General features: G+C 71.1%; 10 protein-coding genes. 6 read left to right on the plus strand and 4 right to left on the minus strand.

Annotated elements, in window-relative coordinates:
• The first annotated feature begins 37 nt into the window (after nucleotides 1–37).
• The 5 genes from ABH920_RS27960 (at nucleotide 38) to ABH920_RS27980 (ending at nucleotide 6,519) form a co-directional block, all read left to right on the plus strand.
• Complete coding sequence (locus tag ABH920_RS27960) at nucleotides 38–1,573, plus strand: acyl-CoA carboxylase subunit beta (RefSeq protein ID WP_370352220.1); 1,536 nt, start codon at nucleotides 38–40, stop codon at nucleotides 1,571–1,573.
• 16 nt (nucleotides 1,574–1,589) lie between these two features.
• Complete coding sequence (locus tag ABH920_RS27965; protein WP_370352128.1) at nucleotides 1,590–3,602, plus strand: biotin carboxylase N-terminal domain-containing protein; 2,013 nt, start codon at nucleotides 1,590–1,592, stop codon at nucleotides 3,600–3,602.
• The gene (locus tag ABH920_RS27970; RefSeq protein ID WP_370352129.1) at nucleotides 3,599–4,375 is read left to right on the plus strand and encodes an enoyl-CoA hydratase family protein; all 777 of its coding nucleotides are present in this window, start codon (nucleotides 3,599–3,601) and stop codon (nucleotides 4,373–4,375) included. The genes ABH920_RS27965 and ABH920_RS27970 overlap by 4 nt, the downstream gene beginning before the upstream one ends.
• A 60-nt stretch (nucleotides 4,376–4,435) precedes the next feature.
• The gene (locus ABH920_RS27975) at nucleotides 4,436–5,035 is read left to right on the plus strand and encodes a TetR/AcrR family transcriptional regulator (RefSeq protein WP_370352130.1); all 600 of its coding nucleotides are present in this window, start codon (nucleotides 4,436–4,438) and stop codon (nucleotides 5,033–5,035) included.
• A gap of 98 nt (nucleotides 5,036–5,133) precedes the next feature.
• Complete coding sequence (locus ABH920_RS27980) at nucleotides 5,134–6,519, plus strand: DUF4190 domain-containing protein (protein ID WP_370352131.1); 1,386 nt, start codon at nucleotides 5,134–5,136, stop codon at nucleotides 6,517–6,519.
• A gap of 46 nt (nucleotides 6,520–6,565) precedes the next feature.
• On the opposite strand, the gene ABH920_RS27985 is transcribed toward ABH920_RS27980, so the two are convergent.
• The 3 genes from ABH920_RS27985 to ABH920_RS27995 form a co-directional block, all read right to left on the minus strand.
• Nucleotides 6,566–7,615, minus strand: a complete 1,050-nt coding sequence (locus tag ABH920_RS27985; RefSeq protein ID WP_370352132.1) for a LacI family DNA-binding transcriptional regulator — start codon at nucleotides 7,613–7,615, stop codon at nucleotides 6,566–6,568.
• A gap of 112 nt (nucleotides 7,616–7,727) precedes the next feature.
• A complete protein-coding gene (locus tag ABH920_RS27990) occupies nucleotides 7,728–8,516 on the minus strand; it encodes a heparin lyase I family protein (protein WP_370352133.1) in 789 nt (262 codons plus the stop codon).
• A 125-nt stretch (nucleotides 8,517–8,641) separates the two neighbouring features.
• A complete protein-coding gene (locus tag ABH920_RS27995) occupies nucleotides 8,642–10,864 on the minus strand; it encodes an NEW3 domain-containing protein (RefSeq protein WP_370352134.1) in 2,223 nt (740 codons plus the stop codon).
• 175 nt (nucleotides 10,865–11,039) lie between these two features.
• On the opposite strand from ABH920_RS27995, the gene ABH920_RS28000 reads away from it, so the two are divergent.
• The gene (locus ABH920_RS28000; protein WP_370352135.1) at nucleotides 11,040–13,046 is read left to right on the plus strand and encodes an ABC transporter ATP-binding protein; all 2,007 of its coding nucleotides are present in this window, start codon (nucleotides 11,040–11,042) and stop codon (nucleotides 13,044–13,046) included.
• Here ABH920_RS28000 and ABH920_RS28005 read toward each other — a convergent pair.
• Entirely contained in the window at nucleotides 12,980–15,859 is a 2,880-nt protein-coding gene (locus tag ABH920_RS28005; protein ID WP_370352136.1) for a type 2 lanthipeptide synthetase LanM family protein, read from the minus strand. The genes ABH920_RS28000 and ABH920_RS28005 overlap by 67 nt on opposite strands.
• Nucleotides 15,860–15,862: the final 3 nt, after the last annotated feature.

Genomic DNA, 15,862 nt, shown 5'->3' on the forward strand with positions numbered 1-15,862 from the left:
CGCCGCCTCCGCCGAGCACCTGGCCAACACCGAGGCGATGCGCGCCAAGCTCGCCGAGATCGAGACCGAGCATGCCAAGGCCCTGATCGGCGGCGGCGAGAAGTACGTCGCCCGGCACCACGAGCGCGGCAAGCTGCTCGCCCGCGAGCGCATCGAGCTGCTGCTCGACCCCGACTCGCCGTTCCTGGAACTGTGTCCGCTGGCCGGCTGGGGCAGCGAGTTCACGGTCGGCGCGGCGCTGGTCACCGGCATCGGCGTGGTGTCCGGCGTGGAGTGCCTGATCGTCGCCAACGACCCGACGGTGCGCGGCGGGGCGACCAACCCCTGGACGCTGCGCAAGTCGTTCCGGGCGCACGAGGTCGCCGAGCAGAACCGGCTGCCGGTGATCGCGCTGGTCGAGTCCGGCGGCGCGGATCTGCCGACACAGAAAGAGGTCTTCATCCCCGGCGGCCGCACCTTCCGCGACATCACCCGCGCCTCGGCTGCCGGCATCCCGACGATCGCCATCGTCTTCGGCAACTCCACGGCCGGCGGCGCGTACATCCCCGGCATGTCCGACCACGTGGTGATGATCAAGGAGCAGTCCAAGGTCTTCCTGGGCGGCCCGCCGTTGGTGAAGATGGCCACCGGCGAGGAGTCCGACGACGAGTCGCTCGGCGGCGCCGAGATGCACGCGCGGACCTCGGGCCTGGCCGACTACCTGGCGGCCGACGAGCACGACGCGATCCGGATCGGACGGCGGATCGTCAGCAGGCTGAATTGGCGGAAACAGGGTCCTGAGCCGCGTGCGACGGTGCTCCCACCGCTGTTCGCGGAGGAGGAACTGCTCGGCATCGTGCCGCCGGACCTGAAGACGCCGTTCGATCCGCGCGAGGTGATCGCCCGGGTCGTCGACGCCTCGGACTTCGACGAGTTCAAGCCGCTGTACGGCTCGTCCCTGGCCACCGGGTGGGCGGAGATCCACGGCTACCCGGTCGGCATCCTGGCCAACACGCGCGGCGTGCTGTTCAGCGAGGAAGCACAGAAGGCGACGCAGTTCATCCAGCTGGCGAACCGGTACGACACCCCGCTGCTGTTCCTGCACAACACCACCGGCTACATGGTCGGCAAGGAGTACGAACAGAAGGGGATCATCAAGCACGGCGCGCAGATGATCAACGCGGTGTCGAACTCGACGGTGCCGCACCTCTCGATCCTGATGGGCGCCTCCTACGGCGCCGGGCACTACGGGATGTGCGGCCGGGCCTACGATCCGCGCTTCCTGTTCGCCTGGCCCAGCGCCAAGTCGGCGGTGATGGGGCCGGCGCAGCTCGCGGGCGTCATCTCGCTGGTGATGCGGGGTTCGGCGGCGGCGAAGGGGCAGCCGTTCGACGAGACCGCCGACGCACAGATGCGGGAGCTGGTCGAGGCGCAGATCGAGGCCGAGTCGCTGCCGTTGTTCCTGTCCGGGCGGGTGTACGACGACGGGGTCATCGATCCGCGCGACACCCGGACGATCGTCGGGTTCTGTCTGTCCGTGATCGCCAACGCGCCGGTTCAGGGCACTGAGAAGTTCGGCGTGTTCCGTCTTTAGAAGGGAGGACTCTGTTATGGCTGACTTCACGACGGGACCGCTGAACACCGTCCTGGTTGCGAACCGCGGCGAGATCGCGCGGCGGGTGTTCGCGACGTGCCGGCGTCTCGGGTACGGGACGGTCGCGGTGTTCTCCGACGCCGACTCGGATGCCTTGCACGCTCGGGAGGCCGACGTCGCGGTCCGGCTTCCGGGTAGCACGTCCGCCGAAACGTATCTGCGTTCTGATCTGCTGGTCGCGGCGGCGCTGGCGGCCGGGGCGGACGCGGTCCACCCGGGCTATGGGTTCCTGTCCGAGAAGGAGGACTTCGCGCAGGCGGTGGTGGACGCGGGACTGCGCTGGCTGGGGCCGCCGCCGTCGGCGATCGCCGCGATGGGATCGAAGGTCGCGGCGAAGAAGATGATGGCCGCCGCCGGGGTCCCGGTGCTGCGGGAGCTGAGCGCGGAGGAGGTCGGCGAGGCCGATCTGCCGGTGCTGATCAAGGCCTCGGCCGGTGGCGGCGGGCGCGGGATGCGCGTGGTGCGCAGCCTCGCGGAGCTGCCGGGGCAGTGGGAGGCGGCGCAGGCCGAGGCGGCGTCGGCGTTCGGCGACGGGACGGTGTTCTGCGAGCAGTACATCGAGACCGGGCGGCACATCGAGGTGCAGGTTCTGGCTGACGCCCACGGCACGGTGTGGGCCGTGGGGGAGCGGGAGTGCTCGATTCAGCGGCGGCACCAGAAGGTGGTGGAGGAGGCGCCGTCGCCGTTCGTGGAGGCGCGTCCGGAGCTGCGGGAGAAACTGTTCGCGGCGGCTCGGGACGCGGCAGCCGTGATCGGGTATGTCGGCGCGGGGACCGTGGAGTTCCTGGTGGCGCCGGACGGGTCGTTCGCCTTTCTGGAGATGAACACGCGGTTGCAGGTCGAACATCCGGTCACGGAGCTGACGACGGGCCTCGACCTGGTCGCCTGGCAGCTGCGGATCGCGGCGGGGGAGGCGTTGCCGGCGTCGGGGGAGCCCGGGACCTGCGGGTCGGCGATCGAGGTGCGGCTGTACGCCGAGGATCCGGCGAAGGACTGGCAGCCGGCTTCGGGGACGCTGCACCGGTTCGCGGTGCCGGGGGTGTCGTGCGAGTTCGAGGTCGTGGACACGGCTGTACGCACGGAACCGTTGCTGCGCCTGGACTCCGGCGTCGAGTCGGGGTCGGTCGTGGGGGTGTACTACGACCCGATGCTGGCGAAGGTGATCGCTTGGGCGCCGCGGCGTGCTGAGGCGGCTCGGGTGTTGGCTTCGGCGCTTGCGGGGTCGGAGATCCATGGTGTCGTGACCAACCGGGACCTGTTGGTCAACGTGCTGCGACACCCGGCTTTCCTCGCCGGTGACACGGATACGGCGTTCTTCTCGACCTACGGGCTCGACGTGCTGGCCGCGCCTTTGGCGTCGCCGGAGACCGAGCGGATCTCGGCGCTCGCCGGGGCGTTGGCGGTGGCGGCGGGGCATCGGGCCGAGGCGCCGGTGCTCGGCGGGTTGCCGAGCGGGTGGCGGAACGTGCCGTCGCAGGCTCAGCGGCGGGTGCTTGCTGCGGGCTCGTCCGAATATGAGGTGCGATATCGCTTCGGGCGCGACGGGCTTGTCGCCTCGGGATACGACGGGGTCGGGTTGGTCTCGGCCACGCCCGCCGATGTCGTTCTTGACGTCAGGGGTTTGCGACGCGCCTTCCGGGTCGGCCGGCACGACGGCGCGGTCGTCGTCGACTCGCCGCTGGGTTCGGTGACGTTCACGCTGGTGCCGACGTTCACCGACCCGGCGGACGCGGTTGCGGCTGGATCGTTGTTGGCGCCGATGCCGGGATCGGTGGTGCGGCTTGGCGTGGCGGGCGTCGGTGATGTGGTCGAGGCGGGGCAGCCGATCCTGTGGCTGGAGGCGATGAAGATGGAGCACCAGGTGTCCGCGCCGGTCGCGGGGGTGCTGAGTGCGCTGCCGGTTTCGGTCGGCAGTCAGGTGGATGTCGGGACCGTGTTGGCAGTCGTCGAGGAGGCCGGGGCAGCATGACCGAAACTTTGGTGCGGTACGTGGCCGAGGGTGGCGTCGCGACGTTGACGCTCGATTCGCCGGGTAACCGCAACGCGCTGTCGTCGACTTTGGTGGCGGAGCTGCACGCGGGTTTGCGGGAGGCGGCGGCTGATCCGGCGGTGCGGGTCGTCGTGCTCGGGCATACCGGCAACACGTTCTGCGCCGGGGCCGATCTGTCGGAGGCGACGTCGGAGCCGGTGGATCCCGAGGGGCCGGTGGCCGGACGTGCGCGGGCGCTCGCGGGGCTGTTGCGTGCGCTGGTGGAGCTGCCGAAGCCGGTCGTCGCGGCGGTGGACGGTCATGTGCGGGCCGGCGGGATGGGCCTGGTCGCGGCGTGCGACCTGGCGGTGGCCGGACCCGCGGCGAGCTTCGCGCTGACCGAGGCGCGGCTCGGGGTCGCGCCGTCGATCATCTCGCTGACGGTGCTGCCCAGGCTCACGTCCCGGGCCGCCTCGCGCTACTTCCTGACCGGCGAGAAGTTCGACGCGGCGCGCGCCGAGGCGCTGGGCCTGGTCACGCTGGCGGCCGAGGACGTACCGGCGGCCGTCGCCGAGCTGGTCGCAGCGTTGCGCCAGGGCTCGCCGCAGGGGCTGGCGGAGTCGAAGAAGCTGGTCACGGCCCCGGTCCTGGCCGCGTTCGACGCCGATGCCGACGTGCTGGCCACGGCTTCGGCGCGGCTGTTCGCGTCGGAGGAGGCGCGGGAGGGGATGACCGCCTTCTTGCAGCGGCGGGCTCCGAGGTGGGCAGAATAAGCGTCCCATCAGCCACCCACCCACCAGCCACCCACCCGACCGGACAGGCGACCACCACCGATGCGCGAACCTCAGCAGGACCGAAGCCGGGCCACCCGCCGCCGCTTGCTGGAGGCGTGCGTGGAGTGCCTGGCGGACACGGGGTGGAGTGCGACGACCGTGGCGGTGGTGGCCGAGCACGCGGGGGTCTCCCGGGGCGCGGCGCAGCACCACTTCCCGACCCGCGAGGACCTGATCACCGCCGCGTTGGAGCACATGTTCGACGAGCGCATCGAGTCGGCGCGGGCCGAGCTCAGCGCGCCCGGCAGCGTCGTCACCACCGAGGCGGTGGTCTCGCGGCTGGTCGAGCACTTCACCGGCACGCTGTTCAAGGCGGCGCTGCAAGTGTGGACGGCGGCCGCCGCCGACGAGGCGCTGCGTGAGCGCGTGGTGCCGCTGGAGCAGAAGTTCGGGCGCGTCGCGTACCGGATGGCGATCGAGGCGCTCGGGGTCGGCGATGAGGACGAGACGGTCCATCGTCTGGTGCAGGCCACGCTCGATCTGGCGCGCGGGCTGGGGCTCGCCGACGTGCTGACGGACGACTCCGCGCGGCGGGCCGAGGTGGTGCGGGCGTGGTCGGCGCACCTGGACGCGGTGCTGCGCGAGCGCGCGGCGGCGTGACGGGCACGGGGCGACGAGCGTGGTAATCATGTGCCTGACCTGCGGTGTATGCTCCCTGGGCCGACCCACGGGCGGTCGGTCAGGGAGAGGAACCGGGGATGGACACCGAGATAGGACCCGACGCGAGCGACTCGTCACGCTCCGCCGAGGCCGCCGCTGACGGCACGCAGTTCGTAGCGGTCGAGCCGACTCCGCCGACGGTTTCCCCGCCGCCGCAGACGGAGGCTCCGCAGCCGATGTCCCCGCCGCTCGCGCAGTCTCCGGCGCCGGCGAGCCCGCCGCCGCCCGCGCAGCCGCCGTACCCGGCGCAAGCGTGGCCCGCGCCGCCCTACGACCAGCAGCCGCCGAACCCCTACGCCTACCCGCCGCCTCCGCCCTACGGACCCGGCTACGGACCCGGCTATGGCTATGGCTACCCCTACGGCCAACCGCAGACGCCGACCGGCACCAACGGCCTGGCGATCGCCGCGTTCGTGCTCGGCATCTGCGGCTTCTTCCTCGTCACCCCGATCATCGGCCTGATCTTCGGCATCGTCTCGCTCGCCGCCGTCCGCCGCACCGGCCAGAAGGGCAAGCGCCTGGCGGTCAGCGGGATCGTGCTGTCGAGCGCGTGGATCGTCGGTCTCGGTGCGCTCATCACGGTCGCCGTCATCAACACGCCGGACCCCGCGCAGCGGAGCGCCGACGGTACTGTCGTCGGCTCGGGCACGGTCCCGGTGTTCGGGCTGCACCCGAAGGACTGCTTCACCCTCCCGGCGGGCGCGATCGGCTCCACCGACAACAACACCCGGACCTTCACCGTCGTCCCCTGTACGAAAGCGCACGACAGCGAGGCCTTCGGCTCGTTCCCCGCCGCCGAGAGCACCTTCCCCGGCATAGACGGCCTGCGCACCGAGAGCTTGTCGCAGTGCCCGCAGCTGCTCAGCTCGTTCGTCCCGGACCCGGTGACGCTGCCGCCCGGCACCAGACTGCAGTTCATTTACCCGAACCAGCAGGCCTGGGACGCCGGCGAGCGCCGCGTGACATGCTTCCTGCAGTTCAGCACGGCCACGATGACGCACTCGGTGTACCGCGACCCGTCGACTTACAACGCCGACCAACTGCGCTTCCTCAATGCCATCGGCCCGCTGTCGACGGCCGTCGGCCAGTTGGCGGCGACGCCGGAGTCGGCGGACATCTCGGTCTTCCAGCAGCGTGCGAACGACATCGTGGCCGCCGCGCAGGCCGAGGTGTCGGCGCTGTCGGGCGCGTCGTGGCCGGGGCCCGTGCAGCCGGCGATGGCCGCGCTCGTCGCCAACCACACCAAGGCGGCCGCGGTCTGGGAGCAGCTCGCGAGCGACACGGACGTCACGTCGTTCATGGACGACGCGCGCAACGCCGAAGCGGCCTTCGACGCTCAGGGCGAGATCGCGGTCCGGACGGCGCTCGGTCTGGCGACCCCGGCGCCGGGCGCGAGCGGCGGGACCGGCCAGGCGTCAGCCTGATCGGCGGCCCGAGACCCTAGACCGGAGACCGGAGACCGGAGAACAGCTAACGCGCCCCCGGCGTCCTCTCCGCCTCGGCCCCGCAAGACCCCCGCACCACCAACCGCGTAGCCACCTGCAAAGGCGCACTGGCCGACCCGTCATCCGCGTCCAGCGCGTCCACCAACGCCTCGACCGCCCCCGCGCCGAGCGCCACCCGGTCCTGCGCGACCGTCGTCAGCGTCGGCCGCACCAGCGCCGCGGCCTCGATGTCGTCGAACCCGACGACCGCCATGTCCTGCGGCACCCGCAGCCCGGCGTCGGCCAGCGCGTGCAGCGCGCCGATCGCCATCTCGTCGCCGGCGGCGAAGATCGCGGTCGGCGGCTTGGGCAGCTCGATCAGCCGGCGCGCCGCCTCGTAGCCGCTGGCGAGGAAGAAGTCTCCATCGACGACGTGCTGCGGGTCCGGCGTGAGGCCCAGCCGCGCCATCTCCGCGTGGTACCCCGCCAGCCGCTCGGTCGCCGGCATCAGGCTCAGCGGCCCGGTGATCGTGGCGATCGCGGTGTGGCCGAGGCCGTGCAGGTGCCGGACCGCGGTGGCCGCCCCGGCCCGGTTGTCCGACGTGACGTACGTCGTCCGGTTCCGGTGCAGCGGCAGGTCGATCCCGACGCACGGCGTCCCGGCGTCCACCAGCGCCGTGATCGCCGGGTGCGTGGCGTCCACGCCCATCATGATCACGCCCGCGAGGCTGTGCTGCTGCGCCGCGCGCAGGTAGAGCGTCACGTCGCCGGGGCTCGCCGCGCCGGCCGTGGACAGCACCATCAGGTGGTAGCCGGACTCGGCTAGCGTCTGCTTAATCCCGACGAACAGGTCCAGGAGGAACGGATGCCTGCGGTCCTGGTTGGTGTACCCGGTGTCCCAGATCAGCCCGATCATGTCCGACCGCCGCCGCACCAGGGTGCGCGCCGGCTGGTTCGGCGAGTAGCCTAGCCGCTCGGCCATCTCCAGGATCCGCCGCCGGGTCTCCGGGCTCACCTCGGCACGGTCGTTCAGGGCGCGCGAGACCGTGGCGGGGGAGACGCCGCTGAGGCGTGCCAGCTCGCGGATGTCCACCATGGAGTGTGACCCTAGCGGAAGACAGCTAGCTGCGATAGATCGTTAGGCGCGTGGGCGGAAACGTATCCGGGCAGAACAGGGGCGCCGACACAGGTCCGCGCCGGCGCACGTCTCACGACCCGGCGGTCGCCAACGGCAACGTCGTCGCCATCGTCGGGCTGGTGAACGTGTCGGACGCGGCCCCGGGCGAGGGATGGTACGAGCCCCACTTCAGGTAGTCGCTGGTCCCGTCGTACGTGGTCCCGGTGAAGGTGCCGGAGCCTGTCGTGAACGTCTGCTTCGCCCCGTCGTACCAGAAGTCGATGGTCCCGCCGCTGCGAGCCAGGTGGATCTTCAACGCGTAGGAGTGCCACTGGTTGTTCGCGATCGGCGCGGTCCAGATCGGGTGCGCGACATGGTTCAGGTCCCACTCCTGCAGCCGCACGCGGCCGTTCGTGGCGTCGATCTCGATCGGGTGATTGGCGGTCCCGGTGCTCGGGTCGCACTTGAGCTGGAAGACGTAGCGGTCGTCGTTGTCGGCGATGGCGACCTTGGACGACCAGCCGACGTAGAACGTCTGCCCCTCGGTCAGGGTCGGGCCCAGCGCCTCGCAGCGTTCCTGGCCGGCGGCTTGGTACGCCTGCCAGACCTTGCCCTTCACGCCGCCGCTGACGACCTTGAAGTTCCCCGTCGCGCACTGCACCGAGGCGAACGAGGACGGCCCGACCGCCGTGTCCGGCTTCCACAGCACCTTGCCGGCTGACGTGCTGGTGACTGACGTGCCGGTGACTGGCGTGCCGGCGGACGACGTGCCGGTGGCCGAAGCCGCCTCGGCCACGACGATCGCCCCGCCGGTCAACGCCAGCGCGGCGGCACCGGCACCCCATACCGTGAGTCTTCTGCGATGAAAGGCAGTGGTCATGGCGTGAAGGCTAAACGCCGCAGGCCCCGAGTGTGAGGAATCCTCAACAACCCGTTGCGCAACCGCGAGTATCCGTGTGAACAGGAGCGCCGCCGGGCAACGAGAACCCGGCGGCGCGCCCGGTCCTAGGGCTGAACCGTCATCGCGAAGATGTGGATCGCCGGATCGTTCGGCACGGTCACCGTCTTCACCGTCTTCGAGGCGTCGATCGCGATCGAGTTGTAGAACACGTCGTAGTCGATCCCGAAGTTCGCCGGTCCGCTCGGCGTGTTCCGATGCGTGGTGACGATCGCCGGCGTCGCCCCGTACGCGGTCGGCGACGAGCAGCACCAGTTCGGGAAGCCGAGGCTCCCGCTGCTGGACGAGCCGTCCGTGTACGTCACCGTGACCGTGTCCGTGTCGAACCCGGCCTCCGCGCCGAGGAAGCCGAGCTTCGACCCCTGTCCGGTGACGTTCACCATCACGCCGCTGCCGGCCACGTTGTCGTTCGTCCCGGTCGCCGACGACGGCCAGGTGAACGTCGTGCCGCCGGCTTTGACCGAGGCTCCCGGGGTGGCCCCGGCGGTCGCGAGTGCCTGCGCCGAGTAGCTGTCGTTGTCGCCGTCGAAGTTCCCGGGGCCGGTGTTGGTCTCGTCAGTGACGGCTATGTTGTTGAACGCCGCGGCCAACGTCGGGAACGGTGTGTTCGTGACGTTCGACAAGTCGGCGCCGTCGACCGAAGGCGTCCCGCGATCGCGGTAGGCGACCGCGGCGCTCAGCGTCGTCGTCACCTTCCCCGGTGGCGGAGCGCTCGCGGTGACCATGAACGTGGCCGTCGCCGACGTTCCCGGCTTGACGTTCTTCAACCGCACCGACGACGGCGTCGCGGTCCACCCGGCCGGCAGCTTCAGCGTGACAGAGGGCTGTTGCGCATCGAAGTACCCGTAGTTGCCGAACGACACGCTCACCGGCGTCGGCACCCCGGCGGCCAGCGGCGCACCGCTGATCGTGGCCGCGGTGTGGATCGGCAGGTGCTTGTCGCCCCGGGGATGGACCCGGTAGATGACCGTCGCGTGCGGCGCCAGGGATGCGGAGATCGTGCCGTCGCTGGCGCTCTTGGCCTTGCTCACCAGATCGGTCAGCTGGAGCGGCGCGCCGCCGGCCCGCAGGCCGATGGTCGCGGCGTTGGTCGTCACCGTCTGCGCGGTGTCGCCCTTGTTGAACAACACGACCGAGACGTCGCCGTTCGCCAACGGCTTGGCCAGCACGTCATATCCGGTGCCCGACTGCACGATCGTGCCCTGCGCGCCGAGCTTGTCCTGGTCCACGGCCACCACGTCGGGGTTCGCCACGATCCCGACCTCGGTCGGCGTCAGCTTCGACAGGTCCGTGGACAGCAGGATCGGCGAGGCCATCTCGGCCCACAGCGTCATCTGGGTCTGCTCCTCGGTCGGGCTCAGCCCGCCGTTGCCGACCTCCAGCATGTCCGCGTCGTTCCAGTGCCCGGGGCCGGCCCACTGCGCGAGGCCTGGCGTGTTGTCCTCGCTGTAGTTCTCCAGCACGCTCGGCCAGGCGTCGTAGATGTCCGAGCCGAAGCGCCACAGGTTGCCGTGCTGGTAGAGCCAGGTCAGCTCGTTGGTGAAGTCCGCGCCGGAGCAGCAGGCGTAGGCCGGGGCCGACTCGGAGAACATCATCGGCCGGTGCTCGTTCAGCAGCGCCTGGCTGGCCTCGGTGTAGACGATCTGCGCGACCTGGCTGGCGGTCTTGCCGGGGAACTGGTCCATCGGCTGGTAGCAGTAGTCGAGCTTGAGGTAGTCCACGCCCCAGGAGGCGTAGAGGTCGGCGTCCTGCTGGAAGTGGCCGTAGCTGCCGGCCGCGCCCTGGCAGGTCTGGTAGCCGGCGTCCTCGTAGATGCCGAACTTCAGGCCCTTGCTGTGGATGTAGTCGCCGAGCCACTTCAGGCCGTGCGGGAAGCGGGTGGCGTCGACCTGGAGGTTGCCGTTGGCGTCCCGGGTCTTCTGCATCCAGCAGTCGTCGATGTTGACGTAGTCGTAGCCGAGCTTGTTCAGGCCCAGTTTGACGATCTGGTCGGCGGTCTTGGTGAACAGCGTCTCGTTCATGTCGCTGTTGCACTCGAAGCCGGCCCAGTCGTTGAAGCCCATCGGCGGGGTCAGCGCGAGGCCGTTGTAGGAGGGGTGGGTGTTGATCGGCGGCGGGGCCGTCGGGGCGGCGCTACCGGTGCTGCCAGTACTGCCGGCGCTGCCGGTGGCGGCTGAGACCGCCGGCGTGGCGGCCGTCAGGGCGCCGAACACCATCACGGTCGCGGCGACGGCGCCGAACAGCCGCCGGCGGGGGGTGGTGCGGGACATTACACCTCCGAGGGAGAGGACTGATCTCGCCGAGTCACCGTAAGAAGCGCGAGCGCCGTGCGCAAGTGTTTGGGAAGGGTCAGTTTCAATCAGTTTCGCGCAGGGATCGTGCACGAGCGCCCGTTCCGCACTATCAGCCCTCGACGATCGACGGCAGGTCGGCGAGACTGATCTGATGACTCGATGGGCCGGGCTCTGGCGGCGGATGACCCGGGCGTTCGACGTGGACGCGGTGCCCGTCACCGTCATCGACGACATGGCGCCGGACCCGGACGGCTGGAACACCGGCTACGCCGACACCGCCGGGACCGGCTACCGCACCGTGGCGCGCCGCCTGCCGCTGCTGATCGCGACCTCGATCCGGCTGGCCGCCGAGGCGTCCAAGGCCCGCACGATCGCGCTGCTGGTCGTACAGACGGCTTCCTCGCTGGCCGGGGCCTTCAGCCTGTACGCCACCACCGACGTGCTGGCCCCGCTGTTCGGCGCCGGCGCCACCCCGGACCGGATCCGCGCGGCACTGCCGTCGATGCTCGTGGTGCTGGTGCTGACTGCTTCCCGGTCGTTGTGCGACTCGATCGCCAAGGCGTTCGCGCAGCAGCTCGGGCCGATGATGGACGCCCGGGCGATGATCCGGCTGCAGGAGCTGTGCACGCGCGCCGAGCTCGTCGCCTTCGACAAGGCCGACTGGGTCGACGCATCGCAGCGCGCCGAGCGCGGCTCCATCTCGGCGCGCAGCATGCTGGCCATCACGCAGCAGGTGTTGCAGAGCCTTGCGACGCTCATCGGCGTGGCCGGGGTGCTTGCCGTGCTGCATCCCGTGCTGGTGCCGCTGCTTCTGCTGTCGGTGGTGCCGCGCTGGTGGGCCGCGGTGCGGGTGGCCCGGTTGGACTACAAGGTCTTCGTGCGCTGGGTCGAGGGCCGGCGCCGGCAGAACCTGTTGATCGGGCTGGCGGTGACGACCACGTCGGCCGCCGCCGTCCGCGCGCTGTCGCTGTCCGGGTACCTGGTCGAGCGCTACCGCCGCATCACCGACGCCTACCTGGCCGAGCGGTTGCAGCTGGTCCGCGCGGAGACATCGTCCATGATTGTGGGGAACGCCATCGCGGGGTTCTTCACCGGTGTGGTCTACGCCGTGCTCGCGTTTCTGTTGTGGCGGCAGGCGATTCCGCTGGCCGTCGGCGGGACGGCGTACCTGGCCGTGAGCCGGGTGCAGCAGGCGCTGCTCGGACTTGCCATGGATATCAATGAACTGTATGCCGAGGGTCTGTACCTGGAGGACTACCGCTCGTTCTGCGACGACGCCGCCGGTCACCTGCCGCCGGCTGGGAGCGAGTCGACGCCCGAGGAGTTCGACGAGATCCGTGTCGAGGACGTGGTGTTCGCTTATCAGGGGGCGAAGACGCCGGCGGTCGCGGGCGTCTCGCTGCGGGTGCGGCGCGGGCAGGTGGTCGCGTTCGTGGGGGAGAACGGCGCGGCCAAGACGACGATGGCCAAGCTGCTCGGCCGGCTGTACTTGCCCGATTCGGGGCGCATCACCTGGGACGGCCGCGACAGCGCGCAGATGGACATCGACACGCTGCGCTCCCGGATCGCCTTCATCGACCAGGACCACACGCGCTTCCCGTTCACCGCGGGGGAGAACATCCGCATCGGGGAGTGGACCGCGGAGCCGGACCCGGCACGGATCGAGGAGGCGGCCCGGCACGCCGGCGCGCACCAGTTCATCAGTGCTCTGCCGCGCGGCTACGACACGCTGCTGGAGCGCAGCCTCAGCGGCGGTCTGTCGGTCTCCGGCGGCCAGTGGCAGCGGCTTGCGCTGGCCCGCGGCTTCTTCCGGCGTGCGGCGCTGGTGATCGCCGACGAGCCCACGTCCAGCCTCGACGCCGCCGCCGAAGCAGCGTTCTACCATCGGCTGCGCGAGTACGGCGGCACGATCGTGATGATCACGCACCGGCTGGGGAACGTCGCCGAATGCGCGGACTACATCTACGTCTTCGCCGAGGGCCGGGTCGCCGAGCAGGGGACGCACGCGGAGCTGGTCTCGGCCGACGGCTGGTACGCGCGGTCCTACCTGCTTCAGCGACAGAGCTTTGAGAAGGTCGAGACCGTCAAGCGTCAGAACGGATCGTCGAGCACCAGCACCGACGGCAACTCGCTGCCGGCGCCCATCCGCAGCAGCTGATACGCCACGCCGCCGAGCCCGGACATCATCGCCGGGGAGAACGCCTTGCGCGCCATGCCGCTGATCGCGCCGTTCTCCTCCAGGCTGGCCACGATGTGCGCCTCGAAGCCCTTCCGGTCCACGCCGTCCGGAGCGAAGCCGTCCCGCAGCGCGGCGTCCATCAGCTCCCAGACACCGAGTTCGCCGTGGCACAGCGTGTGGTTCCAGCCCATGCCGTGCGTGTAGGCGGCGGACGCGGCGCGTGTCAGGATGCTGTCGACGTTGCCGGACGGCCAGCCGCGCCGCGCCAGGTCCAGCTGGGTCAGGGCGATCCCGACCGAGCCGTGGCACCAGGCGTTCGCGGTCAGGCCGGGCTCGATCTCGCGCAGGTCGGTCCAGCCGCCGACGGTCGGGTCGTAGCAGGACTCCTCGAAGGCGAACGCGGCGCGCGCCGTCTCGGACGCCCGGGCGTCACCGGTGGCCAGCGCGAGGCGGGCCAGGGCCCAGCCGATGCCGGACGCGCCGTGCGCGCAGCCGCCGAGGCCGCCGGGCCAGCGGGTCGTCGGCCAGGTCACGCCGGCGTCCTTGGTCAGCGCGGCGTCGCACAGGACCGTGCCGATGTGCGCGGCGATGTCGGTCCAGCGCTGCTCGCCGGTGGTGGCGGTGAGCTGGAGCAGCGGGACGATGGCGCCGGCCGGGCCGGAGACGAGTTCGTACTCCTCGGCGTCGCCGATCGCGCCGGGGACCAGGGCGGCCAGGGTTCGGGCCCGGTCCAGGGCCTCGTCGCCGACCGCGCCGAAGCGGCGCAGGGTCAGCCAGGTCCACAGCTCCGAGCCCAGACCGACCCAGCCGCCGGGTTCGCGGGGGCGGATGGCGATGCCGTCGGCGCGCAGCTTCGCGGAGTGGTCGCCGGCCAGGCGGATGGTCTGGACGGTCGCGTCGAGGAGCGTGGCGACGCCTTCGACGGTGTCGGCGCGGCCGGCCTCGGCCTCTTGCTGATAGGCGGCCAGCAGCAGCGCCACGCCGGGCAGACCGCTGTACAGATCAGGACTCAGCGGCTGGACGACCCAGCCCGTGAGGCTCAGGACCGGTGCGATCCAGGTGGCCGTGCCGTCCGTGCCGCGGGTCGCGCTGTCGCGGACCTGGCGGACCAGCTCGGCTGCCAGGGCTCTGCGACGCCTGTCGACGCCGCCGGTGCTGACGGTCGTTGGTTTGCGCAGGCCCTTGCTCGGCGTCCAGTCAGCATTCAGATACGCGCTGACCAGCGTCGCGCGGATGATGCTGCGGTCGAAGTCCAGATCGGCGCCGCGCCAGCGGATCAGCGCGTCGGCGACCAGGTCCTGTTCGGGCAGCCAGTGCGTGCCGCCGGGGCCGGTGAGCCGGCCGGTGCGGGGCGTGGTGCCGAAGTAGGGGATGTCGCCGGTCAGCAGGTCGGCGATCTCCGCCGCGACGACGTCCGGTTCGCCCGGCGCCGCCGAGGACTGCTGGGCCATCTGGACGAACAGGTCGGTGGCGCGGTGCACGGCCGCGGGCTCGTCGTGCAGCGAGACCGGGTGCCAGAGCATGCGGGCGACTTCTTCGTAGACGTCCGTGGCGCGCAGCACCATGCGGATCTGGCAGTCTCCGAACGCCGCCATCGCCGGTTCCAGGACGCCGGCCTGGTCGGCGTCGGCCAGCGCGTCGCAGCCTTCTTCGAATCCCGCGGCGACGGTCTCCCAGTACTCGGCCAGCGCCGGCTTCGGGCTCGGCAGACTCGCGGCGGGTTGGGGTGTGGCCTCGGCGAAGCCCAGGCGGGCGTGGTCGGTGCCGGCGTCGACGATGACCGGGACCTGGCCGGAGGGCTGCTCGTCCGGGAGCGCGCCGACGGAGGAGGAGTCCACGCCGCGCCAGCCCAGGGCCGCACCGCGGTTCGGGAGCATGCCGACCCGCAACACGGTCTCGTCGACCAGCTTGGCGGCGGTGTCGACGGCGTGGCCCAGGCCCGAGGGCGGGCCTTCGGGGATGGTGCTGAACAGGGTTTCGCAGTCCACGACGACCGGGACCGGGCCGTGCGCGATGACGTTCTCGGTGTGCAGGTCGCTGCCGCCGAGCAGGCGCATCACGGCCAGCCAGTGGCCGACGCCGCGGTAGAAGGCGGTCAGCTCGGCGTCGGAGTCGCAGTAGCGGTGCTCGATGAACTCGCTCCAGCCGTAGCCGTCGCGGGCTATGACGGCCGGTACGCGGATGCGCGTGGCGGCCGGGACGTCGGGGAGCACGGTTTCGAGCAGCCGTGTCAGGGCTTTGTCGACCTCGACGGGACGCGGCTTGTAGACGACCTTGGCCTCGGCCAGCTCCAGGATCGCGACCGACTGTCCGCCCCGGTGGCTGTCGCCGGCGCCGAACTCGACGTGCCGGAGTTCTCCGGGGTCGATGCCGGTCAGCTCCGTCAGGGTGCTGCGATCGGTGGCGAAGCGGCGGGCCAGCGCCAAGGCGGCGTCGGCGCGGCGCTGCATGACGGCGTCCAGGCGCTGCTGGAGCGTGGGATAGCGGCCCGACAGGGAGTGCCAGAACTCTGTGTTGTCGGCCATCGCCAGGAACTCGTCCCAGCGCGCGGCGGGATCCTCGGCGGTGAGCCGGCCGGTCAGGCGCGCGGCGTTGAGTTCGAGCAGCAGAACCCTGCTGACCTTGCGGTGGACGGTTTCCAGAACGGCGCGCTCGGCGGCCTCGGCGATCGCCGCGCGCTCGGGCCCGCCCAGGGCCTCGACGGCGGCGAGCCGGGCCGCCAGGCCGGCCGTGACCGGCGCGGCCAGGCAGCCCAGTGCTCCGGCGAACTCACCGGAGAAACGGGAGGTCACCTG

This window comes from Catenulispora sp. EB89, assembly GCF_041261445.1.
Classification (GTDB): Bacteria; Actinomycetota; Actinomycetes; order Streptomycetales; family Catenulisporaceae; genus Catenulispora.

Bases quoted from the DNA above. Each gene is read 5' to 3' on its own strand.
- ABH920_RS27965 (WP_370352128.1), top strand. From the start codon at position 1,590: ATGGCTGACTTCACGACGGGACCGCTGAACACCGTCCTGGTTGCGAAC.
- ABH920_RS27975 (WP_370352130.1), top strand. From the start codon at position 4,436: ATGCGCGAACCTCAGCAGGACCGAAGCCGGGCCACCCGCCGCCGCTTG.
- ABH920_RS27995 (WP_370352134.1), bottom strand. From the start codon at position 10,864: ATGTCCCGCACCACCCCCCGCCGGCGGCTGTTCGGCGCCGTCGCCGCG.
- ABH920_RS27990 (WP_370352133.1), bottom strand. From the start codon at position 8,516: ATGACCACTGCCTTTCATCGCAGAAGACTCACGGTATGGGGTGCCGGT.
- ABH920_RS27970 (WP_370352129.1), top strand. From the start codon at position 3,599: ATGACCGAAACTTTGGTGCGGTACGTGGCCGAGGGTGGCGTCGCGACG.
- ABH920_RS27960 (WP_370352220.1), top strand. From the start codon at position 38: ATGCGCGCCAAGCTCGCCGAGATCGAGACCGAGCATGCCAAGGCCCTG.
- ABH920_RS27985 (WP_370352132.1), bottom strand. From the start codon at position 7,615: ATGGTGGACATCCGCGAGCTGGCACGCCTCAGCGGCGTCTCCCCCGCC.
- ABH920_RS27980 (WP_370352131.1), top strand. From the start codon at position 5,134: ATGGACACCGAGATAGGACCCGACGCGAGCGACTCGTCACGCTCCGCC.
- ABH920_RS28000 (WP_370352135.1), top strand. From the start codon at position 11,040: ATGACTCGATGGGCCGGGCTCTGGCGGCGGATGACCCGGGCGTTCGAC.